Raw genomic sequence first — 22026 nt, 5'->3', positions numbered from 1 at the left:
TTCCTGAAGGAGGTGGAGTTTGAATGAACACAAAGATTGCTATTGCGGCGCTCCTATTAATCGTTATGACGACAGCCGGCTGTGCGGACAAGTCATCGGCCCATTCGGCGCAAGAGGTTACTTTAGATGCTGCCCAATCCAAGACGGTCACAGCGGTCACAGTCGTGGAGCCGCAGCAAACGGCTGAGGCTCCGGTATCTGCTGCGGAAGTGAAGAAGCGGACAATTGAAGTTTTTTTCTCAGACCCTCAGGGGGAAAAGCTGAATAAAGCGGGTGTGCAGATTTCTTTTGCCACACCTGTAGAAAAATATACGGAAGCCTTTAAAGCTTTGCAGCAAAGCGACAATGCCGAGTTGATACCGCTCTGGTCGAAAGAGATCGAGCTGAAATCCGTCCATTTTAAAAACGGAGCGCTCACGCTCGACATTCATATGCCTGACACGGCGCGTCTCGGATCTGGCAGTGAAATACTCGCTTTGGATGCTTTAACATGGACGCTATTTCAATTCGTAGAGGTGAAAACAATTGATTTGCTCGTTGATGGAAAACAACTGGAAAGCTTAATGGGACATGCCGATTTGGAGCATCCCATTACGAGAGGGAAATAAGCTTGCTGTAAACCGATAGTTTGCATCGCTATGTTTCATCATCTCTTTTAAGAGGTAAAGAGACATATAACCAAAGAGGAGATGATCATATGACAGCTTCAAATAACGGTTTAGGCGATAAAATAAAAGGCAAAGCCAACCAAGTAAAAGGCGAGATTAAAGACCAGATCGGCAAAGCGACGAACAATGAATCGCTGCAAGGAGAAGGCAAGCTGGATAAAGCCAAAGGTATCGCCCAAGAAAAAATCGGCGAGCTCAAAAATAAAATCAGCAAGTAGATGGCGGGTGCAAGCTTGGCTATAGCTGCATCGTTCATCAAGAAGCCAGCCTTCACAATTCGTGGAGGCTGGCTTCTTGCGGCGCATAACGACCAGGCAGGAGGCGAGCGTACCCGCAAAGCGTTGCAAGGTAATGGGGAAGGTACAGTAATACATAGCTAACCGAAGTAAAGGAGCGTTCGCCGCTGCTGTGCAGGTCGGCAAACGCTCCTTGCTTTGCGCTATTTTAAAAGTGGTCAGGCGGCATTTCGGTTGGGAAGTCCGTTTCGACATTCGGTGCCGGCACAGGCTCGATCTCGGGCGCTGGAGTGCTGGGAATAATTTCGGGCGCGGGCTGCTCGGGCAAAATCTCAGGTGGGTTCGGCGGTATGATTTCCGGCGATTTGTCTGGATTCGGCTCTGGTAAATCGATCGGCCTTTCATTATGAATAGACATCATATACCCTCCTCTCGCTTATTCTTTACTTACCCAAACTTGCCTTCGGACTAACCAAGAGCGGGAAACGATGGTATTATGATGGGATAACAGACTTATTATGATGCAGGAGATGAATAATGGATTTTACAAAACTGAATTCCTTAACGAAATATCCGAGTATCCTCACCTATCACCAGCTTGGGGAACGCGGCCGTTTAAACGACACATTAACCGAAGGCGAGGCCTTCGATTTGGATAAGCCCGTTTATGTTTATGAAAAAGTAGACGGGGAAAATGCGCGCATGATTTTGCTTCATAATGAAGCCGGGACGGACTATGTTATTGGCTCACGAGAGGAGCTGCTGTATGCCAAGGGGGACCGAATTGGCAATCCTTATGGCAATATGGCGGCCTTGCTAACCCCGATTGCGGAGCGGATGCAGGCCAGCTTGGCGGATGGGAAGCTTGGACTTACGGTTATATATCAGGAGAGCTATGGCGGAAAAACAAAGGCGGCCAAAAATTATACGTCCAGCGGCAGCCAAGGCTACCGGGTATTCGATCTGTTTTCGCTGACGCATGAGGAGCTTAAGCATTTGCTGGAACTGCCGATTGACCAAATTGCCAAGTGGCGCGATCATGGCGGCCAGCCTTTTTATAAAGAGGCGGAGAAAGCAGCATTTATCGAGCGATGGAGCCTCGACGCTGCGCCGCTGCTGGCTGAGCTGGGTGGAGCTGCGTTTCCGGTCGGGCTGGAGGAGACGAGCCGCTTTCTTAGCGATTTTGCGGTCACGCGTGTAGGAATGGATGCAGCCGGAAAGTCAGAAGGAATCATTGCACGAACGGCTGATCGCAAAATGATTCGTAAAATCCGGTTCGAGGATTACGAACGAACCTTTAGAAATGCGCCGAAGGCATGAACAATTTGCTAGTGTCGGGCTACCGTGCGCATGAGCTGAACATTTTTAATCAAAAGCATGAAGGCATTGCCTATATTAAGCAGGCGATTACGAATAAGCTGCTGCCGCTTATTGATGATGGCTTGCAATGGGTCATTACGCCGGGCCAATATGGCGTTGATCTATGGGCGTGTGAAGCTGTCATCGCGCTGAAGCCGCAATACCCGCAGCTCAGGCTTTCTATTATTACAGCGTATAGCAATCCGGAAGAGAAGTGGAAGGATGACAAGAAGGAATATTATGAGCAGGTGCTGAAGGGCGTCGATTATTATGCGTCGGTCAGCGATAAGCCTTATGACGGTATTTGGCAGCTGCAGGCGAGGGATGAGCTGCTGTTTCGCAAAACCGAGGGCATTTTGCTCGTGTACGATGAGGATGCAGGGGAAGGCAGTCCGCGCTACTTCAAGGAGCGTGCGCTCCGCCGGCAGCAGGCCGATGGTTATCGCTACATCAGCATCAGCTCGGATGATATTCAGAGCATTGCGGATGAGGCGAATTATCGGGATATGGACTAGCATAATAAGGCCGCCTCTCGTTAGGGCGGCTCTTGACAGCAAGAGGAGGATACAGAGATGGATGATCAGGATGATAAAAAGCAGCAAGAGCAGCATTCGGAAAAGGCGCGGCCGTTTGATTTAGAAAAGAGCGAGCCAGCTAGCCAGGCGGTGCATGTGTTCCGCCAGCCGCGGGAGTCGCAGCAGTCACTGGCGGCAGCGCAAGCAGCAGCCCAAGCTGCGCGGGAAGAAGCGGCGCAGCGGGCCGAGGCAGCCCGCCTAGCGGAAGCGGCAAGGCAGGCTGAGGTTGCCCGCCAGTCAGAGGCGGCGAGGCAGGAAGAGATTTTGCGGCGTGCGGAAGCAGCACGGCAGGAGGAATTGGCGCGCCAGGAGGAAGATGCGCGCTTGCTTGAGGCGACGCGGGAGCAAGCGGCTTTGCAGAAGCGCGAGGGGTTGGAGGAAGAGCCGGGGCAACGGGAACGTTACGGCGAGTATGGGGAATATGACGCATACGGCGATGACAATAGCGAATACGATGCAGTTGATGCTGAGCCAGCTGTTACGGCGGCGTCAGCAAGAAATGAGGCAGCTGGAACGGCTGCATCAGTGAGAAATGAAGCTGCCGGAATGGCAGGTGCTGCGGGCGCTGGTGCTGGTGCTGGCGCAGGATCAGGAGCAGCAGCCAAAAGCGCAGCAGCAGGGGCAGCAAACAAGCTGCTGCAAAATGTATCCGGCTCGGTTAAGCAGATCGATATGCAAGTATTGCTGAAGCTGCTGAAAAATCCGCTGGAGGGTCTCAATTTAAACCCGGCCAAAGATTTGAGCTACGGTATAATCGGCATTGTTAGTGCGATAATCGGTTTCCTCTTGTTTGGGCTGCTTACAGGCAGCGCCATCCAGCTGTTTTTCGGCTATGGGGTATCCGATCTATTGCGTGAGGGAAGCGGCATGAGCGCAGCGCTATTCGGCAAAATCTTGCTGCTGTCGCTAATATCGACGATTGCCTTCCTCGGTTCTTTATGGGGAATCAGCTTGTGGAGAGCGACGCAGCGTCTAACACTCAGAGCTTTCATTACGTCGATTGGAGCGATGCAGCTCGCTTCTGGGTCCGGATTTTTAATAGCGGGCGTCGTTTCGCTTATTAGCTTTAAGCTGGGCCTTTTTGTAATGGCTGCGGCACTGCTGTCTACTCTTGGCATTTCCTTGGTCGGCGCATCGGTGGCCAGCCAGGTGACAAAGGAGAAGCTGTGGTCGTATATCGTTCTTTCGGTTTGTGCTTACTTATTGTTGTTTGGCCTGTTCGGTGATTTGATCTTGTAAGTAGATCAGCATAAAGAGTGATTACATGTTGCTTAAACGTTGTTTCCCCTTGCGGAAGCAACGTTTTTTATTTGTTTTTAAAAGCCTCTGTCCGTTATTTTGGTAAATTTGTTATGGCAGTTTGAAATCATAAATGGAGCAGATAATTATTGAAGTTCGATAAAATATGACAGAGATCGAAAAAATAAATGATGAATTTTCAGTAAAATGAAATGATTTTAGAGGATTTTAGCACTTTATGTAGAAAATTTAATAGCTAAAGATGATAGGGGGTATTTACCATAATGAAAAAAGCTATTTTTGCAGTTGCCGCTATGCTCGTCATGGCTGGCTGCTCCGGCCAAACGGAGGACTTTTCTACTGAGGTCAGCCAATTAAAGGAGCAGGTTAGCCAATTGAGCGCTGAAAATGAGAAGCTGAAGGCAGAGCTTGCCGAGGCCGCTAATACTGCTGCGGTAAGCGAGGCGTCTTCGGAGCCGGCACCGGAACCATCCGCTGACGCAGGCAGTGTACTAGAATTGAAAAAAGCGCTCGTTATTGCCGACTTTGCAGAGGTTACGCTCACGAAGACAGAGTTTACGTCCAAAGTCGTTCCGCCGAAGCCTGACAGCTTCTACAATTACTATGAGATAAAGGATGCCGAAAATATTTATTTGGACATCGTTCTTAAGTTCAAAAGCTTGCTTAGCTCGTCCAAAGGCGCAGATGAATTTGCCGATGTACAAGTGAAATATGATAGCAAATACGAGTATAAAAGCTTTTCAACGATTGAAGAGTCGGGTGGAGGCAACTTTACCTACACAAACATAACGAATATTGAACCATTAAAAACGGGAGTTGTTCACTTTATCGCTGAGCTGCCTAAGGAAGCGGCCAATGACAAAAAGCCGATTGATATTATCGTTACGATTGAAGGCAAGGAATACGTCTACTCGTTGCGCAGCGAATAGACGCTTCACGAAATATATAAATAGAGGGAGACTGAAATATGAAACAGAAAGTAATTACAATTTTGCTGGCTATGGTCATGCTGCTGGCAATCCCAACGGGGCTTTCGGCCGCTAAGGCGGAGAGCCAGACTGTTTTTGTAAACGGCAAGAAAATCGCTTACGCGCAGGCACCAATAAGCGAGAACGGCACAACGCTTGTATCGGCAAAAGAAACGATTGAAGCACTTGGCCTCGCCTTCAGCTGGGACAAGGGCAACAAACGGATCATCGCTTCAAGCGGCGAAATGACGATTTCGATTATTTTGAATGAGCCCGTTGCTACGGTTAATGGCATTTCTATATTTTTGGGAACGCCTGCTGTAGAACGAAATGGCCGCACCATGGTTCCGCTTCGCCTGTTGACAGATGGTCTAGGCGCTTCTATGGAAACGAAAGGCAACCAAATCAGCATTAAAACGGTAGACCCGAGCAAAAGCAAATATTATACAGGCCTGCCGCTGCAAATTACGAATTCCGCTGTGAAAAATCTAGGCACGGAAAAAATCGTTGTTCATTATAAAGAGTATTATTATGCCGGTGGCGCTGTACAGACCTATGATTTTACGGCATCGTTGAATGCGCGCGGCAAAGCCGCTTTTAACAGTGCGACTGTAAAGCCTGGCGAAAATTATGATTCGAATGGCACGAACTATATCTATTTTGGCAGAGCCATCTACAGCATAGAGACTGGAGAAAAAGAAACAGTAAGCAAAAGCTACAATCTGGCTAAACAGCTTTATGGCAATGGCGGCACGATTGAAAAGCAGATGAGAGCCCTCTACAAACAGAAGGAAGATGAATACAAGAAGAAACTGAAAGAGGAGCTTAAGAAAAATAATAATGTTCCGTTTAAAGTTGTTGATTACAGCATTACTTACGATTCATTAGGCTATCCGGAAGCGAATATAAGGCTCTGGAATTTGACGACCAAAAAGATAGTTTCATTCGAGCTTTCTTTCAGCACGTATGATGCTTATGGCGATCCAGTAAAAGGCGGTTATCCATATTCGAACCGCTATTATGGCAAGGTTGTAAATAGCAGTATAGGTAGTGGAGAAAACCCAGTGTATACTTGGGACTTATATGGCTATGAAGACACGACTAAGCTGAAAAATATTCAAATCGATAGGGTAGCCTTTTCCGACGGCTCCGTCTGGAAACGCAAATAATCGTTGAACAAGCGAGCAGAAGGTTAAGCCGAATAAAGAAAAAAGAAAACGCCGCAGCGTTTGTATCGCCTGCCCGCAAGGGAGGAAAGCAGTGCTGCGGCGTCTTTTTTTTACTGATTTCTAAAATATGGATGCTAGCGCATCTATGTTTGGTTTTGAGGATTCATAAAGTGAACGGGGCAACAGGTCATTCCGCACGAAGTTCTAAATGGGCTTGTAGAAACGATGAACCACTTTGACGCTGCGTTTGACTTTGGGTTTTGGAGACAGTTGGATATGCCCGATATATATAAACTTAGTTTCAACGGAATAAATCTTAAAAATGTAACTAGGGTTTGGAAAAGATAACCCGATGTTTGAAGTTGACATCTCTAAAATAGTAAGCACCGAGCAAGCCCCCACCAGTGAAGGTGGGGGCTTGCTGCGCTCTTTTATTCAGAGAGCTATAATATGTTCGAAAAGAGTCTGCTGCATTAAAGAGAGGAAACGCGGCGCAGGAAATTATTATGGGCAAAGCCCCGCACCTGCTCCTCAGAGTAATGCTTAAGCAGCTCATTAATCAGGTTTTGGCTTTTTGCGGCGTTTTCGAGATTATGCACGTAAGCGTTGATGCCGTCAAAATCGGAGCCAAGGCCAACATGATGAACGCCGCCAATGGCGCAGTAATGGTCAATATGCTTAATCAGATCGGAGATCGTCGTAATCCCTTCCGATTCAGGCTTAATAAACTCAGGATAATAGACGACATGAACGGTTGCTTTTTTGGCGAACAGCGCTTGCGCTTGCGCATCAGACAACCCTCGCGGATGATCGAATACTGCTTTGGCGTTCGAGTGGCTGGCGATTAAATAATCGGCTGTTTCCACGACGTCCCAGAAGCTCTGCTCATTCAAGTGGCTCACATCGGTCAAAATCCGGTGCTCATTGTGAAACTGTACCATTTTGCGGCCTAGGGAGGAAAGTCCCGCCCCGCGAGGCTCCAGCACTCCATCAGCAGCAAGATTGGCGAAATTCCACGTCAGGCCAACTGACAACACGCCAAGGCGGTGAAACATATTCAGCTTATGCAAGTCATTGCCGACCGGATCAACGCCTTCAAGCGTCAGAAAAGCACCAATCTCGTGCTCGGCCAGCTTGCCGATATCCTTCCATTCCTTGATGTGCTTCATGTCTGGATTTTTCCCTAATACTTCCTCGTAAAAAAAATGCACCTGGTCGAGCGCCGATTGAAACTTCTCTTGATCAGTCAAGTTCGGCATGACGAAAATGGCGAAGCCTTGTACTTTGACGCCTCCAGTAAGCAGGCGCTGCTTGTTCGTATCCAGCTCAGGCGCATCGTTGAAGGAAAGGCTGCCTTTCTTCTCCCCCAGCTTCATTAAAGCATCGCAGTGCAAATCGATAATGTTCATTGGCGCATACCCCTTATCGGTCCTTGCTCACCGTAATATTGTTAATTTCCACATCGGGATCAAAGTCAATATGGCTCGGGACATTAATAATGAGCATGCCTCCAAAAATCGTTTCCCAGTTGCCGCCGCTGTCGGCGACGCGATTTTTGAAAGCGGCAAGCTCCTCGGATGAAGCAACGTCCTGACTGAGCAGCCAGGAATATCTTCTTAAGCGGGATTTGCGGACGGTCTCTTTATAAAAATAAATGTTGCCTTGCTGCTCCAGCTTGACAATATCACCGAATGATACCATTTCCGTAAATAATGGATTTTCTTCAATGCGGTAGCGCTGATCGTCAATCGGCGTTACCTTGAGCATTTCAATCTCCTGCCCGGAGGAATGAAAGGAAATGCCAAGCTCAACAGATGGATTCATAATGGGCACCTTCTTCGTTAAAATAAGCTAAGGTCAAACGTTCGAGACAACGTTTCCAGCAAATGGACACCTGCTATGCTGTTGCCTTTGCGATGCAGGGATGGCCCGACGACGCCGATGCCATAACGACCGGGAACGATTGCCAAAATGCCGCCGGATACGCCGCTTTTGGCCGGCAAACCAACTTGAATTGCGAATTCGCCTGAGGCGTTGTACATGCCGCAAGTAATCATAAAGGTTTTGGCGATTTGCACGTAACGCCGTGGGATCAGCTCGGTTCCGGTAACGGGGTCGGTACCGTTATGCGCCATCACAAGCGCCATGCGAGCCAAATCCGCACAGGTGACGCTGATCGAGCAGTGCCGGAAATACACGTCGAGCACTTCCTCGACTTCCCCCTGCAGCACCTGCTTATCCTTTAGAAAATAAGCCATCGACCGATTCAAATTTGCCGTTTTGGCTTCTGAGAGATACACCTCGTTATCATAATCCAGCGTGATATTGCCTGAGAGATTGCGGAAAAAATCGAGCACGCGGGCCGATTTCTCCTCCCGGCTGCTTCCGGCAATCAGCGAAGAAATCGCAATCGCTCCAGCATTGATCAGCGGATTGAAGGGAATGCCGGGCTGCACAAGCTCCAGCTTGAGCATGGAGTTGAAGCTGTCCCCGGTCGGCTCCATGCCAACCTTGGCGAAAACCGCTTCCTCGCCATTATCCATTAACGCCAGAATGAGCGTGAAAACTTTGGAAATGCTTTGCATAGTAAAGGATATGCCGCAATCTCCTGCAGATGCTACTTGACCTTCTGCACCCACAATATGAATGCCCAAGGCGTCCTTGGGGGATTTTGCAAGCTCAGGTATGTAGGAGGCCACTTTGCCATGAAGAGCCTGCTGGCGGGACGTTTCTACCCATTCGGGCAGCAGGGTTTGCATATGTTTAAGCTCGCTATTCGTCAATTCATTTCCTCCTGCTCGCCAGTTTGGCATGAATGGGTCTATTATAATACATTTTGGTAGTGAAACGCATCAGGCTAAAGCACAGTGATCAGAAGGGAGAAGAAGAGGAAATGTTGTAAAATCATCCAATATATTCACATTGTATCCTGTTTTTCTGCGTGAAGGGAATTTATAATCATAAGCGTATCCCGTAGTAATCGATGGAAAAGATGTGGTGAAGGAATCGGCAGTCCCCCCATTTGCACACGCTGCTGATGCTTCTTCACCATAAGCTTGAAAGCCTGTCGCTGCTAGGGGACGTTTGTTGAAACCTATTTATGTAAGCGGATACATCATTGGTTGTGCGCCCAATCGGCGCAAAGTCTGGCAAACTATTAAAGGAAGAGGGAATGTTGAAAATGAAAAAAAGACTAAGGCTGCTCGTTTTTGCTATGATGATTGTCGCTCTTATTACTGTACAGCTGCCGCTTAATCAGGCCGAGGCGGCTCCTGCTTTTGCGAAAGGGACGGATATTAGCTGGGTTCCCGGTCTTGAAGCACAAGGCTACACCTGGAAGGACAAAAACGGCACGACCAAGGATATCATACAAATTTTAAAGGATGACTATCAGATTAATTCGGTGCGTATTCGCGTATTCGTAAATCCCTCGAGCAATTATGCAAACGGTTACTTGGATATGAACCGGGCCGCTACTCTTGCACAGCGGGCTAAAAATGCCGGCATGAGCATTATGCTGACGCTGCATTACAGCGATTCGTGGGCTGATCCAGGCCAACAAACAAAGCCCGCTGCCTGGAATAGTTACACGTTCCAGCAGTTGATGGACGCGGTATGGAACCATACGCGGGCGGTAATGACGGCGATGCAGGCGAAGGGCGTGACGCCGGATTGGGTGCAGATCGGCAATGAGACGAACAATGGCATGCTGTGGAATGACGGCAAAGCGACTGTCAGCATGCAAAACTATGCATGGCTGGTCAATACCGGGAACAATGCAGTAAAATCAATCTCTTCCGGAACGAAGACGATTGTTCATTTGGCAGGCGGCAATGATAATGCTTTATTCGTTTGGAATATCGGGGGGCTAATCAGCAATGGCGCTACCTTTGATATTATCGGCATGTCGCTGTATCCATCGGCTACGGATTGGTCGGCCAAGGTTGACCAGACGATTAGCAATGCCAATGATATGATTGCCCGGTACGGCAAGCCGGTTATTGTTTCTGAAATTGGCCTTGAATATAATCAGCCGGCCGCTACGAAGAGCTTCGTGTCCGCGATTAAAACGAAGGTTCGCAACATTTCTGGCGGCAAGGGGCTAGGCGTCTTTTATTGGGAGCCAGAGGCGCCTCCGGGCTACAATGGCGGTTATAATAAAGGCGCTTGGCAGGCAAACGGCCAGCCGACAATTGCATTGGAAGGTTTCTTGAACTAACAAGCTTGCGTTAAAGCAGCCCGGCTATTCATTCCCCTGTTCCTTCACTTATAATAGAAAGCAGGACGAATCTATTTGGAGAAACGGGGGAGTTTGTAGGTGGAAGCCGTAAATAGCAAACCTTTTACCATTGATTTGGAATCAAACCTGAAGCTGCGAGGGGACGTTCGAGTGTCAGGCGAACCGGGGAAGAAGCCGGTTGTTATCGTGGCCCATGGCTTCAAAGGGTTTAAAGATTGGGGATTTATGCCCTATGCCTGCGAGCAGCTTGCAAGGCTTGGCTTCGCTGTCATTTCCTTTAATTTCAGCTGCAATGGCGTAGGGGAAACGGACTTTGACGAGCTGGATAAATTTGCGGTTAACACGTATTCCCGTGAACAGCTGGATCTTGATACCATCATCGCTCATCTGCTGGAAGCGAAGCTTCCTTTTGCCGAGGAGCTGGATACGGCCCGGATTGCCCTGCTTGGACATAGCCGTGGCGGCGGAAATAGTATTTTGGCCGCTGCGAGATACCCGCAGCTTCAGGCAGTCGTGACATGGAATGGCATAGCCGACGTGAATCTCTTTACGGAGGCGTTTCGGCAGGAGGTGCTGAGCAGCGGCGTCGGTTATGTGCCCAACATGCGCACGAAGCAGCAAATGCCGATATCGCCAGTATTTTTTGAAGACCTGGAGCGCAATGCAGCAGCGTTTAATATTAAACAGGTGCTGGGCTCCCTTGCGGTTCCAGCACTGCTCATACAGGGGGATCAAGATTCGGAGCGTCTTGTATCAGGCTACGAACAAATGCGCTTGGCTGCGCCGCAGCATACGTTCATTACGCTGGAAGGAGCGGATCACACCTTTGGATCGAAGCATCCTTTTGCCTCCACGACTGCGGATTTGGAGGAAGCGCTTCGGCTGACGGCGCTTTTTCTAAATGGGCGTCTAAAGTAGGGGGAGTGCCGAATGGATCAAAAATCCCCGAATGTACAGTGGCAATCGTATGAGCTTAACGGATTTCAGCAGTCTGGCCAATTGGCCTATTCCAGCTGTATCGTATGGTTAACAGGGCTGCCTGCATCGGGAAAATCTTCTATCGCTGCTTCGCTTCAAAGGCAGCTTCAAGCTGGCGGTGTGCGAACGACGGTGCTGGATGGCGATAATTTGCGGCATGGGCTAAACCGCGATCTTGGCTTTAGTGCAGAGGATCGCCGTGAAAATGTGCGGCGCACCGCGGAGGTAGCCAAGCTGTTTGCCAGCAGTGAAGGCATCGCCATTGCGGCGCTTGTCTCGCCGCTTGTGGCGGATCGCGCACTGGCAAGAGCGATAGCAGCTCCGCTTCCCTATGTGGAGGTATACGTGAATTGTCCGCTTGCAATATGCGAGCAGCGTGATCCGAAGGGGCTGTACAGCAAGGCGCGGCGAGGAGAAATTCCGCTGTTCACGGGCATATCTGCTCCATATGAGAAGCCGCTAGCTCCAGAGCTGGAGCTGTTTTCTGGCGAAGGAGATGCGGATGCAGCGGCTGAGTCCGTTATCCGCTGCTTGCAGCAGCGAGGTATATTATCCGAGCAGATTTAGCAGGCGGTTGGCATAAGAAAGCTTATACTAATGCAGCGCCAAAACACGATGTAAATGATGCAAAAAGCTTCTTCTTCGGGAACGCTCGAAGAGGAAGCTTTTTACGTTTGGCTCGCTTTGCTTGAGCATCGACTTCCTTGAGCTAGATGCCTGCAGCACGAAGCCTAGTGCTTGCTACTAAGCGCCGCTTGCGGGCTTGGAGAAAAAGGTTTTCAGCGCCTTATACACTTCGCCTTTATCTTTTATAATCGAATACATAAATTTTTTATTGCTTATGTTTTTATATGCTGACATTAAGGTGCTGCTGCGATTATATTGATTAACCTCGCCGTAGCCGAACAGATTGGCGCGTTCGAGCAGCTTGTCGATGAGCTTCACGCATTTCTCGTTGTCGGAGGTCAAATTATCGCCATCGGAAAAGTGGAAGGGATAAATATTCCAGTTAGCAGACGGATAACGGCTGTCGATAATATCAAGCGCTTTCTGGTAGGCAGAGGAGCAGATGGTGCCGCCGCTTTCGCCCCGAGTGAAAAACTCCTCCTCGGTCACTTCCTTCGCCTCGGTATGATGCGCGACGAATACCATCTCGACATGCTGGTATTTCCTGCGCAGGAAACGAGTCATCCAGAAGAAGAAGCTTCTGGCGCAATATTTTTCGAAAGACCCCATAGAGCCTGAAGTATCCATGAGCGCCAATACGACGGCATTGGATTGGGGCTTCACAACCTCATTCCACGTTTTAAAACGCAAATCATCCGGCGAGATGCCGCCAATTCCTGAACGTCCTTCATTGGCATTGCGCTTCAAATTTTGAATGAGCGTCCGTTTTTTGTCGATGTTGGACATGATGCCTTTTTTGCGGATGTCGTGAAAGACGACCTCGGTTGTTTCCATAACATCCTTCTGTTTTTGCTCCAGATTAGGAAGCTCCAGCTCCTCGAAAAGCATATCCTCCAGCTGGTCAATGCTAATTTCGGCCTCCACATAGTCTTCGCCCGGCTGATCGCCTGCGCCCTGTCCTTTGCCTGGACCTTTGGCCGCCTGAGGATCAACGCCGAGCACATCCCCTACCTGTGAATCGCCATCGCCTTGTCCAACATGCTGCTTCTTGTTGTAATTGTAGACGAAATGGGATTCATCAATACTTTTAATCGGTATTTTCACCGTCTGCTTGCCATCGGATAATACAATGCTTTCATCGGTTACAATATCGGGGAGATTTTGCCGAACAGCTTCTCTTACTTTTTCCTGGTGCCGGGCTTGATCTTCGTAACCTTTGCGATGCAAGGACCAATCCTCTTGTGACACGATAAATAACGGTTCTGCCATGAGCGTTACACTCCCATCTTTCATCAATATTAGCTGGGTCAGGGCCAGGGGATCTCATTTTTCGTTGAAATATAAGAATTATATTTCTCGGAGTGAAACGTGCCTTGCTGCCAAAGGACGGCGATAGCCGTTTCACCTTGTTATTCAATATATTCAAGTCTGGGGCGGATATGTGAGTCAAAAGCGATCTGATTCTAGCTAATTAATCGAATGAATCTCGGTTTTTTTAACAAAAAACTCTGTTTTTTAAGTAGTAAAATGTCGGAACACAGTCTATCATCGACAATGAAAGCGATTCCAAATTATGGTTTTGATTCATAAAAACGTATGATTTATCAAGGAGGTGGATGCCCTTCCGAAAGGCTAACGGTTCGTAATCATGAGAATTCAAGACAGGAAGCAGCTTTATTTTTCGAATAATTTGGTAGCGCTTTCATTTTTGGGTGTTGATAAAATATCATTCGCGAAAAGGAGATGAATAAGAAGAGATGAACTTTAAAAACGTATTTCGCAAAACGGTTATGCTCGCTGTTGCTGCTTTGCTGGTCATTCCGGCTATTGTTGTTGATCCGAAGGTCAGTGCTGCCGCCCCAAGGCAGATGGAAGCATTAACGAGAGGAGTCGTTGCGGTAAAAGTAAGCGGAGGCGTATTTGTCAGCTGGCGGCTGCTCGGCGGCGAGGCAGCAAATACGGGCTTTAACGTTTATCGCAATGGAACGAAGGTCAACAGCAGCGTCATTACGACAAGTACGAATCTACTTGATGCTAGTGGAAGCAGCTCCTCTACCTATTATGTTCGCGCCGTTGTAAACGGTGTTGAACGTCCAGCCTCCAATACCGTATCGGTATGGGCGAACAATTATAAAGATATTCCGCTGGACAAGCCTGCTGGCGGAACAACACCGAGCGGTGAAAGCTACACCTACAGCGCAAATGATGCGAGCGTAGCCGACCTTGACGGAGATGGCGAATACGAAATCGTCCTCAAATGGGACCCGTCCAATTCCAAGGATAACTCCCAATCGGGGTATACGGGCAATGTTATTTTTGATGCCTACAAAATGAATGGCCAGAAGCTGTGGCGCATCAATATGGGCAAAAACATTCGTGCAGGCGCCCATTATTCGCAATTTCTCGTCTATGATTTTGACGGCGACGGCAAAGGCGAGGTGGTCATCAAAACAGCGGACGGCACCGTAGATGGAATAGGGCAAGTCATAGGCAGTTCGACTGCCGATTACCGCAATTCTTCAGGATATGTGCTGTCAGGACCGGAATATTTGACTGTTTTTTCAGGGCAGACGGGAGCAGCGCTTGCGACTACAAATTATGTGCCGGCAAGAGGCACTGTATCAAGCTGGGGAGACAGTTACGGCAACCGTGTCGACCGCTTCCTAGCTGGCGTTGCTTATTTGGACGGCGTTAGGCCAAGCATCGTCATGTCACGCGGCTATTATACGAGAACAGTCATTGCCGCGTTTGACTTCCGCAATGGCTCGCTAACGAGCCGCTGGACGTTTGATACGAATACTTCCGGCAATTCGGCCTATGCGGGGCAAGGCAATCACAGCCTTAGTGTGGCGGATGTAGACAATGACGGCAAAGATGAAATTATTTTCGGCGCAATGACGGTCGATGATAATGGCCAGAAGCTCTATAACACAAATATGGGGCATGGCGATGCAATGCATGTCAGCGATTTGAACCCGAATCGGGCCGGCTTTGAGGTATTCAAAGTAAATGAGGATACGAGCAAGCCTTATGGCGCCCAAGTACATGATGCGGCTACTGGTCAAATTTTATGGGGTGTCTATACGGGGACTGATACGGGACGCGGCATGGCGGCCGACATCGATCCTCGTTACCCGGGAGCTGAGGTTTGGGCTGGCAGCGGTGTAGGGCTGAGGACGATTACGGGGCAGCTCATTTCCAGCACGCCTCCATCCTCGCAAAATTTCGGCATTTGGTGGGACGGCGACCTGCTGCGCGAGCTGCTTGATCATGTATGGTCAGGAAGCGCTGGGGTTGGCGTCGGCAAAATTGAAAAATGGAATTACAATACCGGTGCAGTAAGCCGCCTGCTGACGGCAACAGGAACTTACTCAAACAATTCGACAAAAGGCACGCCAAGCTTGCAGGCTGATCTGATTGGCGATTGGCGCGAGGAAGTATTGTGGCGCACAGAGGACAGCACCAAGCTGCGCTTGTATACGACGACAGATGTCACGGCATATCGTCTCTACACGCTAATGCATGATGCGGTATACCGCCTTGCTGTGGCCTGGCAAAATGTAGCTTACAACCAGCCGCCGCATACGAGCTATTTCCTCGGAGATGGCATGAGCACGCCACCTGCGCCAAGCATGTACACGACGCTGCCACAGGCATCGTTTACAGAAGTAGGCACTGCCAATGCTTTGCTTGCAGAGCAGGCTGCTTTGGAAGAGGCAGCGGCTGCCCCTGAGCAGGAGCCAGCTCCGCAAACGGGGCTGGAAACAGACCCTCAGCCAGAGCCGGAAACGACGCCCGCTCCTGAGCAGCTGCCAGACAATAGTGTGCCAACGGGCCCAGTTGATCCAAGTGCAGCCGCTCAAGCTGCTCCAGGTGCAGCAATGCGCGCCCTGCTTGGACAAGCTGCTCCTATTTTATAGAGCTTGGGGTATTATCCCCTTAGCTCAGAAACATGGAGATCGGAGTCTTTCCAAAACATTTTATAGATTAGCAGCGTAAAGAAAAGTAATAAGTAACCCTTTTATTTGAAGGAAGCTTGGGGAGCTGTTTGGACGATTTGATCAGGCGTGATGCCGGATTGGGCCGTTCAAGCGGCTTTTCTGAGCTAAGGGGATAACGGACATAAGAAGCAGAAACCGCATCACCCGAGTGGCAGATTAGCCCTATTGAACACTGTGACGAAATAGAGCGGCCACTCTGCGGCAGCAGGCATGCGCATGCGCGGCAGACTGCGAAAAAAGCAACCGCACTGCCAAATGCTTGCTGCCCTAAATACCATCCACGATTCTCCGAGCCCGAATCACCGCCTGCTTAAGCAGTTCCTCCTCGTCTATGGTCATCAGCTCGCGCCCTTGCATCAAGAGCTTGCCATTGACGATGGTTGTATCAACATCGCTGCCATTCACAGCGTAGGCGAGCAGCGATTCCTGATTATGGACAGGCTGCAAATGGGGCTTATTCATATTGACTAAAATAAGGTCGGCTTTTTTGCCAGCCTCAAGCGTTCCTATCTCCTGATCAAGGCGCAATAGCTTGGCGCTTTCAGCCGTTGCCATTTCCAGCACCTGACGGGCCGGGAAAACGGATGGGTCGCCTGCCGCCATTTTTTGCATCCAGGCCGCCGCCTTAATCCCCTCAAACATGTCAACGGTCGAAGCGCTGCCTGATCCGTCCGTGCCCAGACCAACCGTAACGCCAGCCTCGATAAGCGCTGCCACCGGAGCAATGCCGCAGCCCAGCTTTAAATTGCTGACTGGATTGTGGGCAACGCCGCCTTTCATGCCTCTAAGCAGATGAATATCGCCATGCGTAAGATGGACGCCATGGGCAAGCAAAGCATGGGCCTCGGTGAATAACCCAAGATTGTGCAAGTAAGCGGTTGGCGAGCAATTGTATTTTTCTTTGATCTTGGCGACTTCCTCTACCGTTTCCGCCAAATGAATATGGATAGGCAAATCTTTTTCGGCAGCGAGCGTAATGATTTCTGCTAGCGGTTCGGGCGGGCAAGTATAGGGGGCGTGGGGGCCGAACATCGTCGTAATTCGCCCGTCGGCCTGGCCATGCCAGCGGTCAATGAGATCGAGTGCTTCGGTTAGCCGTTTGCCGCCGTCATTTTGCATAAATACAAGTCCCCGCGTTAAGGAGGCGCGCATTCCTGTTTCCAAGACAGCAGCAGCAATTTCGTTCATGTGCACATACATATCGGCAAACGCCGTGGTGCCTGATTTAATCATTTCCGCCATGGCCAGCTTGGCTCCCCAATAAATATCCTCAGGCGTCATCCGCGCCTCGGCAGGAAGCATTTTATGCTCCAGCCACTCCATCAGCTTGCAATCATCGGAAAAACCTTTCAGCAAGCTCATTGGCGTATGCTGGTGAGCATTAATGAGGCCAGGCATTGCCAGCATGCCTTTGCCATCGATGATTTTGCTGGCTTGAGCCTTAGCCTCAGGCAAATTCGTGCCAATGGCCGCAATACGGTCATTTTCGATCAGCAGCTCCCCGTGAAAAAGCTTTTCGTTTTTTTTCATCGTTAAAATATGAACGTTTTGAATTAGAGTTCTCATCTTTGTCCCCTCCTTGGTATACTTAGGAGAATAATCGTTGACGCTGCGTGAAGGTCAAGGGCAAGAAAGGATGTTTCGCCATTATGAAATGGTTCCATACCGCAGACTGGCATTTAGGCAAGCTGGTTCAAGGTGTTTATATGACAGAAGACCAGCGTTATGTGCTGGAGCAATTGATTGCCGATATTGAACGCGAACGTCCGGATGCCGTTATTATTGCTGGTGATTTGTATGATCGGGCCATTCCGCCCATTGATGCAGTAGAGCTGCTCGATGAGGTGCTGCAGCATATTGTTATTAAGCTTGAAACGCCGGTACTTGCCGTGTCTGGCAATCACGACAGTCCGGATCGGATTGATTTTGGCACCGCGATGATGGCGAGCCGGGGGCTGCATATTGCGGGAAGAATGAAGCGGGAGCAGAAGCCTGTCATTCTCCGCGATGAGCATGGGGAGGTGCATTTTCACCTTGTGCCTTACGCCGATCCTGCATATGTGCGTTATGCGCTGGAAGATGAGAGCATTCGTACGCATGATGATGCGATGAAAGCTTTGACGGACCGGCTGCGAGCTCAGCTTGATCCTGCTGCGCGCCACGTTTTTGTCGGTCATGCCTTTGTTACGGCAACCGGCGAGGCGGAGCCGAATACGAGCGATTCGGAGCGTCCGCTGGCTATTGGCGGGGCGGAGCATGTGCGTGCCAGTTATTTTGCGCCATTTCATTATACGGCGCTCGGCCACCTGCATCAGGCGCATAATGTCAGCGACGATAAAATCAGATATGCGGGTTCGCCGCTTAAATATTCCGTTTCCGAGGAGCATCACGCCAAAGGGTATTATGTAGTGGAGATGGATGGCAAAGGCGCGGTAGCTGTGGAAAAACGGTTATTCCAGCCGCTGCGCGATTTGCGCCGCGTTTCCGGAACGATGGAGGAAATTGAGCAGCATGCAATGAGCGAGGATTATGTATTTGTTACGCTGCTGAATGAAAATCCAGTGCTGTTTCCGATGGAGAAGGTACGGGCGATTTATCCGAATGCGCTGCATGTCGAGCGCAGGCCGGAGGCGGTGCTGCTTGCAGAAGCGGAGGCTTTCGCTGAAGGCGCAATCGAGGCGGCTGGCCGCCGCGAAGCTGATCCGGTAGCTTTATTTGCTTCCTTCTATCAGGAGGTCAAGGGCAGCCCGCTCAGCGAAAGTAAACGGCAGCGCTTCGCCGATGTGTTCGGTCGGCTGCTGCATGAGGAAGGAGGAGGCGCATGAGACCGCTCAAGCTTATTATGAACGCTTTCGGCCCGTACCGGGATGCGGAAACGATTGATTTTGCCCAGCTGGACGAGCATCGGCTGTTCGTTATTTCCGGCAGTACGGGAGCGGGTAAAACCTCGATTTTTGATGCGATTTGCTTTGCGCTTTATGGCGCGGCCAGCGGGGAGGACCGCTCGGAGGCACGCATGCTGCGGAGCCATTTTGCCGGAGATGATACGCATACGTCGGTTGAGTTTCATTTTGCCGTTGCCCAGCGGGAATACCAAGTATTTCGCCAGCTTCCGCATCGTAAAGGCTCAAACAAAAGCGAGACGGGCGGCAAGGCAGAGCTGTATGAGCTTGTTGATGGACAAGCTGTGCCGCTGGTCGACCGGTTTCAAGTTCGCGACGTTGATGCCAAGCTGGAGTCGATCATTGGCCTTACGAAAGAGCAATTTAATCAAATTGTGATGCTGCCGCAGGGAGAGTTTCGCAAGCTGCTTACTTCAGATACCGATAATAAAGAAGAGATTTTGCGGCGGATTTTTCGCACGGAGCTGTATGAGAAGCTGGAGCTTAAGTTTCAGCAGCAAAACCGCGAGCTGAATGAAACGCTTAAGGAAGCGCGGCTGCGCAATGACATGTATATGAAGCAATCGGGCGATGCGCTTCCTCAGCGCGAGGGGAGCTTGCTGGCTGCGACGCTGAGCCAAGAGGTGTATAACGCGGCGCAACTGCTTGCTAGCTTGGAACAGGAGGCTGCTTATTACGGCGAGCTGGTGCAGCAAGGCGATGGGCAGCGGCAGCAGATGGACGAGCAGCTGCATGCGCAGGAAGAGAGGCTGCGCGCCGCGCTCGCGCTGAACGCAAGGTTCGAAGAGCTTGCGACGGAGCGCAGCAAGCTTGAGCAGTTGGAGCTGGGCCGCGCCGCGCAGGAAGCAAAGGGGCGCGAGCTGCAATTGGCTGAGCGGGCAGCGCTGCTCACGCCTTATGAGGAGCAAGCGAGCCGCGCTGGCAAGGACGCGGAGGCGAAGCAGCAGGCTAGCGAGGCGAAGCAGCGCGAAGCGGAGGCGGCGAAGCAGGCGCTGGCTGCGGCTGAGCAGCGGCATGCGAGCGAGGAGCAGCGTGAGCCCGAGCGGCGGGAGGCGGAGCGTGAGCTGAGCCGGCTGGAGGAGCTGGCGCCAGCGGTGCAGCAGATCGGCGTGCAGCGACAGGCGGTGACGGAGCTGCGGGCAAGGGCGAAGCAGGCCCAGGCCCAGCTGGAGCGGGAAGAGGCAGCTATTGCGGCCGAGAAGGAAGCGAAGCAGCTTAGCGCTTCCCGGCTGAAGCTCATGGAGAGCGACGGCGAGCAGCTGCAAGCGAAGCAGGAGCAGCTCAGGCGCGTCGAGCAGCAGGGCAAATATGTCTCCAAGCTAATCAAGCTGGAGCAGGAGCTCGCAGAGTTCAATCGGCTGGAAGCGAGCCAGGAACAGGCGCTTTCGACCGTCCGTGCCCGGCATGACGGACTGGAGCAGCAATGGATTGAAGGCCAAGCAGGCCTGCTGGCTGCCCATTTACATGACGGCAAGCCTTGCCCGGTATGCGGCAGCGTCGAGCATCCCGGCAAAATACAAACGGCCGCCGACGTGCCTTCACGCGAGCAGCTCGCGCAGGCAAAGGAGCAGCTAGCTGCCTGCGAGCGCGAGCTGCATGCGTCAAGGCTGCAAGTAGCGGCAGCCCGTTCCGGCTGGGAAAGCAGCGCCGCCGAGCTTGCGGAATATGGCGCCTCTGCCGAGCATCTGGCTGAGCAGCAGGCTGACCTGCGTACGAAGTGGAAGCAGTTGAAGGACGAGACCGAGCGGCTGCTGCAGCAAAATGAAGAAATGCGCCTGCTTAAAGAGCAGGCGGAGAAGCGGGAAGCGGAGCTGGAGCGGCTCATCCGGGATAAAGAACAGCGGCAAGCGGCGTATCAGCAGGTGCAAATTGAGCTGGGAGCGAAGGAGTCGCTGCTCGCCCGAGAGCTGGAGCGCATCCCAGAGTCGCTTCGCGAGCCCGAACAATTGCAGCGGGCGCTGGCCGCCCAGCAGGTGAAAGTTCGCCAGCATGCAGATGCCTGGCAGGCTGCTGTCAAGCAATTACAGCAGGCACAGCTTAAGGAGACGGAAGCTTCCGTTCATGCGGTGCAGGCCCGCGAACAATTTGAAGAAGCGCAGCGAAATAGGGAAGAAGCGCAGGAACGGCTGCTGGGCGAGCTAAGGACAGCTGCATTTGATTCATTGGAGGCCTATCGCGCCGCTGCAAAGACGCCGCAGGAGCGGCAAGCGCTTAAGGAGCAGTTGGACGCGTATAAGTCTGCCGTTCAGGCATTGTCGAGCCGTGTAACAGATTTGCAGCTGGAGCTGGCAGGAAAGCAGCCTGCGGATATGCAGCAGCTGCATGCAGAAGGCGCGGAGCTTAAGCAGCAGCTGGAGACGATTGTCGCTGCCCTGCAAACCGCTGCAAGGCATGGCGAGGAGGCTGCTCGTCTGATTCGTCAGCTCACAGCAACGAGCGAGCGCGTGAAGCAGCTTGAGGCGGAGCTGGAGCAGGTGCTCGATATTTATCAGATGCTCAAAGGCGACAATGCACTTAAAATTTCCTTTGAACGTTATATATTGATTGAATTTTTGGAGCAAATTTTGCAGGCAGCAAATGTGCGGCTGCAGCGGCTCTCGGGCGGGCAGTTTATGCTGCAGCGCAGCGACCGTTTGGAGGTCAGAGGGAAGCAAAGCGGCCTTGGACTGGACGTATACGATGCTTATACAGGGCAAAATCGCGATGTGAAAACGATGTCCGGCGGGGAAAAGTTTAATGCGTCACTCTGCCTTGCTTTAGGGATGACCGATGTTATTCAGGCACATCAAGGCGGAATTTCAATTGAAATGATGTTTATTGACGAAGGGTTTGGCTCATTGGATGAGGAGGCGCTGAACAAGGCGATTGAAGCCTTGGTCGATTTGCAGCGCGCCGGCCGCATGATTGGCGTCATTTCGCATGTGCAGGAGCTCAAGCAGGCTTTTCCGGCCTGCCTTGAAGTTCATAAGACGAAGGAAGGCTACAGCCGCACGGCCGTAACGGTCCGTTAATAGAAAAAGACAGGAAACAACGCGTACGTTG

At 51.0% G+C, this 22026-nt stretch carries 19 protein-coding genes; 13 read left to right on the top strand and 6 right to left on the bottom strand.

All coding sequences use genetic code 11. The annotated features are described in order from the left end of the window. Positions 1-23: 23 nt before the first annotated feature. Positions 24-608 carry a GerMN domain-containing protein gene (locus BBD42_RS00435; RefSeq protein ID WP_099516539.1) on the top strand — a complete coding sequence of 195 codons (585 nt, stop codon included), beginning with the start codon at positions 24-26 and terminating at the stop codon, positions 606-608. An 89-nt stretch (positions 609-697) separates the two neighbouring features. After that, positions 698-886 (top strand): CsbD family protein, encoded by a 189-nt coding sequence (locus BBD42_RS00430; protein WP_099516538.1) that lies wholly within the window; start codon positions 698-700, stop codon positions 884-886. 226 nt (positions 887-1112) lie between these two features. Here BBD42_RS00430 and BBD42_RS00425 read toward each other — a convergent pair whose 3' ends face one another. After that, positions 1113-1325, bottom strand: coding sequence for a hypothetical protein (locus BBD42_RS00425; RefSeq protein WP_150131489.1), 213 nt, complete (start codon positions 1323-1325; stop codon positions 1113-1115). 116 nt (positions 1326-1441) lie between these two features. Between BBD42_RS00425 and BBD42_RS00420 the strand changes: the two genes are divergently transcribed. The 5 genes from BBD42_RS00420 to BBD42_RS00395 all read left to right on the top strand — a co-directional run bounded on the left by BBD42_RS00420 (position 1442) and on the right by BBD42_RS00395 (position 6235). Continuing rightward, positions 1442-2224, top strand: coding sequence for an RNA ligase family protein (locus BBD42_RS00420; protein WP_099516536.1), 783 nt, complete (start codon positions 1442-1444; stop codon positions 2222-2224). Next, positions 2221-2778 carry an SLOG family protein gene (locus BBD42_RS00415; protein WP_056039706.1) on the top strand — a complete coding sequence of 186 codons (558 nt, stop codon included), beginning with the start codon at positions 2221-2223 and terminating at the stop codon, positions 2776-2778. Before BBD42_RS00420 ends, BBD42_RS00415 begins: the two co-directional genes overlap by 4 nt. Before the next feature lie 57 nt (positions 2779-2835). Continuing rightward, on the top strand, positions 2836-4077 hold the full coding sequence (locus tag BBD42_RS31655) for an MFS transporter (protein ID WP_172455344.1): 1242 nt from the start codon (positions 2836-2838) through the stop codon (positions 4075-4077). A 284-nt stretch (positions 4078-4361) separates the two neighbouring features. Further along, the gene (locus BBD42_RS00400) at positions 4362-5027 is read left to right on the top strand and encodes a hypothetical protein (protein WP_237163309.1); all 666 of its coding nucleotides are present in this window, start codon (positions 4362-4364) and stop codon (positions 5025-5027) included. 38 nt (positions 5028-5065) lie between these two features. Further along, positions 5066-6235: a copper amine oxidase N-terminal domain-containing protein gene (locus BBD42_RS00395; RefSeq protein ID WP_099516534.1), complete on the top strand. Its 1170-nt coding sequence runs from the start codon at positions 5066-5068 to the stop codon at positions 6233-6235. Between the two features lie 473 nt (positions 6236-6708). On the opposite strand, the gene BBD42_RS00390 is transcribed toward BBD42_RS00395, so the two are convergent. The 3 genes from BBD42_RS00390 to glsA are packed head-to-tail and all read right to left on the bottom strand — an operon-like array spanning position 6709 to position 8994. Then, positions 6709-7644, bottom strand: coding sequence for a dipeptidase (locus BBD42_RS00390; protein WP_099516533.1), 936 nt, complete (start codon positions 7642-7644; stop codon positions 6709-6711). Positions 7645-7657: 13 nt separating this feature from the next. Further along, positions 7658-8059, bottom strand: a complete 402-nt coding sequence (locus tag BBD42_RS00385; RefSeq protein ID WP_099516532.1) for a DUF4265 domain-containing protein — start codon at positions 8057-8059, stop codon at positions 7658-7660. Positions 8060-8076: 17 nt separating this feature from the next. Beyond that, complete coding sequence (gene glsA / locus BBD42_RS00380; RefSeq protein WP_481855998.1) at positions 8077-8994, bottom strand: glutaminase A; 918 nt, start codon at positions 8992-8994, stop codon at positions 8077-8079. Between the two features lie 422 nt (positions 8995-9416). Here glsA and BBD42_RS00375 point away from each other — a divergent pair, with 422 nt between their 5' ends. The 3 genes from BBD42_RS00375 (at position 9417) to cysC (ending at position 12020) form a co-directional block, all read left to right on the top strand. After that, entirely contained in the window at positions 9417-10454 is a 1038-nt protein-coding gene (locus BBD42_RS00375; protein ID WP_099516530.1) for a glycoside hydrolase family 53 protein, read from the top strand. Positions 10455-10553: 99 nt separating this feature from the next. Then, entirely contained in the window at positions 10554-11393 is an 840-nt protein-coding gene (locus tag BBD42_RS00370; protein WP_237163308.1) for an alpha/beta hydrolase family protein, read from the top strand. A 12-nt stretch (positions 11394-11405) separates the two neighbouring features. Then, positions 11406-12020 (top strand): adenylyl-sulfate kinase, encoded by a 615-nt coding sequence (cysC, locus tag BBD42_RS00365; protein ID WP_099516529.1) that lies wholly within the window; start codon positions 11406-11408, stop codon positions 12018-12020. Positions 12021-12197: 177 nt separating this feature from the next. On the opposite strand, the gene yhbH is transcribed toward cysC, so the two are convergent. Then, positions 12198-13349, bottom strand: coding sequence for a sporulation protein YhbH (gene yhbH / locus BBD42_RS00360; RefSeq protein ID WP_099516528.1), 1152 nt, complete (start codon positions 13347-13349; stop codon positions 12198-12200). A gap of 488 nt (positions 13350-13837) precedes the next feature. Between yhbH and BBD42_RS00355 the strand changes: the two genes are divergently transcribed. After that, complete coding sequence (locus BBD42_RS00355) at positions 13838-16000, top strand: rhamnogalacturonan lyase (RefSeq protein WP_172455343.1); 2163 nt, start codon at positions 13838-13840, stop codon at positions 15998-16000. A gap of 348 nt (positions 16001-16348) precedes the next feature. Here BBD42_RS00355 and BBD42_RS00350 read toward each other — a convergent pair whose 3' ends face one another. Continuing rightward, complete coding sequence (locus BBD42_RS00350) at positions 16349-17647, bottom strand: amidohydrolase (RefSeq protein WP_099516527.1); 1299 nt, start codon at positions 17645-17647, stop codon at positions 16349-16351. A gap of 83 nt (positions 17648-17730) precedes the next feature. On the opposite strand from BBD42_RS00350, the gene BBD42_RS00345 reads away from it, so the two are divergent. Further along, the gene (locus BBD42_RS00345; RefSeq protein WP_099516526.1) at positions 17731-18906 is read left to right on the top strand and encodes an exonuclease SbcCD subunit D; all 1176 of its coding nucleotides are present in this window, start codon (positions 17731-17733) and stop codon (positions 18904-18906) included. Beyond that, the gene (locus BBD42_RS00340) at positions 18903-21995 is read left to right on the top strand and encodes an AAA family ATPase (RefSeq protein ID WP_099516525.1); all 3093 of its coding nucleotides are present in this window, start codon (positions 18903-18905) and stop codon (positions 21993-21995) included. The genes BBD42_RS00345 and BBD42_RS00340 overlap by 4 nt, the downstream gene beginning before the upstream one ends. Positions 21996-22026: the final 31 nt, after the last annotated feature.

It is taken from the genome of Paenibacillus sp. BIHB 4019, from assembly GCF_002741035.1.
GTDB lineage: Bacteria > Bacillota > Bacilli > Paenibacillales > Paenibacillaceae > Pristimantibacillus.
This window is presented reverse-complemented; position numbering and strand designations above follow the sequence as displayed.

Coding starts and splice junctions, on each gene's coding strand:
- BBD42_RS00435 (WP_099516539.1), top strand. CDS start 24: ATGAACACAAAGATTGCTATTGCGGCGCTCCTATTAATCGTTATGACG.
- BBD42_RS00430 (WP_099516538.1), top strand. CDS start 698: ATGACAGCTTCAAATAACGGTTTAGGCGATAAAATAAAAGGCAAAGCC.
- BBD42_RS00425 (WP_150131489.1), bottom strand. CDS start 1,325: ATGATGTCTATTCATAATGAAAGGCCGATCGATTTACCAGAGCCGAAT.
- BBD42_RS00420 (WP_099516536.1), top strand. CDS start 1,442: ATGGATTTTACAAAACTGAATTCCTTAACGAAATATCCGAGTATCCTC.
- BBD42_RS00415 (WP_056039706.1), top strand. CDS start 2,221: ATGAACAATTTGCTAGTGTCGGGCTACCGTGCGCATGAGCTGAACATT.
- BBD42_RS31655 (WP_172455344.1), top strand. CDS start 2,836: ATGGATGATCAGGATGATAAAAAGCAGCAAGAGCAGCATTCGGAAAAG.
- BBD42_RS00400 (WP_237163309.1), top strand. CDS start 4,362: ATGAAAAAAGCTATTTTTGCAGTTGCCGCTATGCTCGTCATGGCTGGC.
- BBD42_RS00395 (WP_099516534.1), top strand. CDS start 5,066: ATGAAACAGAAAGTAATTACAATTTTGCTGGCTATGGTCATGCTGCTG.
- BBD42_RS00390 (WP_099516533.1), bottom strand. CDS start 7,644: ATGAACATTATCGATTTGCACTGCGATGCTTTAATGAAGCTGGGGGAG.
- BBD42_RS00385 (WP_099516532.1), bottom strand. CDS start 8,059: ATGAATCCATCTGTTGAGCTTGGCATTTCCTTTCATTCCTCCGGGCAG.
- glsA (WP_481855998.1), bottom strand. CDS start 8,994: ATGCAAACCCTGCTGCCCGAATGGGTAGAAACGTCCCGCCAGCAGGCT.
- BBD42_RS00375 (WP_099516530.1), top strand. CDS start 9,417: ATGAAAAAAAGACTAAGGCTGCTCGTTTTTGCTATGATGATTGTCGCT.
- cysC (WP_099516529.1), top strand. CDS start 11,406: ATGGATCAAAAATCCCCGAATGTACAGTGGCAATCGTATGAGCTTAAC.
- yhbH (WP_099516528.1), bottom strand. CDS start 13,349: ATGGCAGAACCGTTATTTATCGTGTCACAAGAGGATTGGTCCTTGCAT.
- BBD42_RS00355 (WP_172455343.1), top strand. CDS start 13,838: ATGAACTTTAAAAACGTATTTCGCAAAACGGTTATGCTCGCTGTTGCT.
- BBD42_RS00350 (WP_099516527.1), bottom strand. CDS start 17,647: ATGAGAACTCTAATTCAAAACGTTCATATTTTAACGATGAAAAAAAAC.
- BBD42_RS00345 (WP_099516526.1), top strand. CDS start 17,731: ATGAAATGGTTCCATACCGCAGACTGGCATTTAGGCAAGCTGGTTCAA.
- BBD42_RS00340 (WP_099516525.1), top strand. CDS start 18,903: ATGAGACCGCTCAAGCTTATTATGAACGCTTTCGGCCCGTACCGGGAT.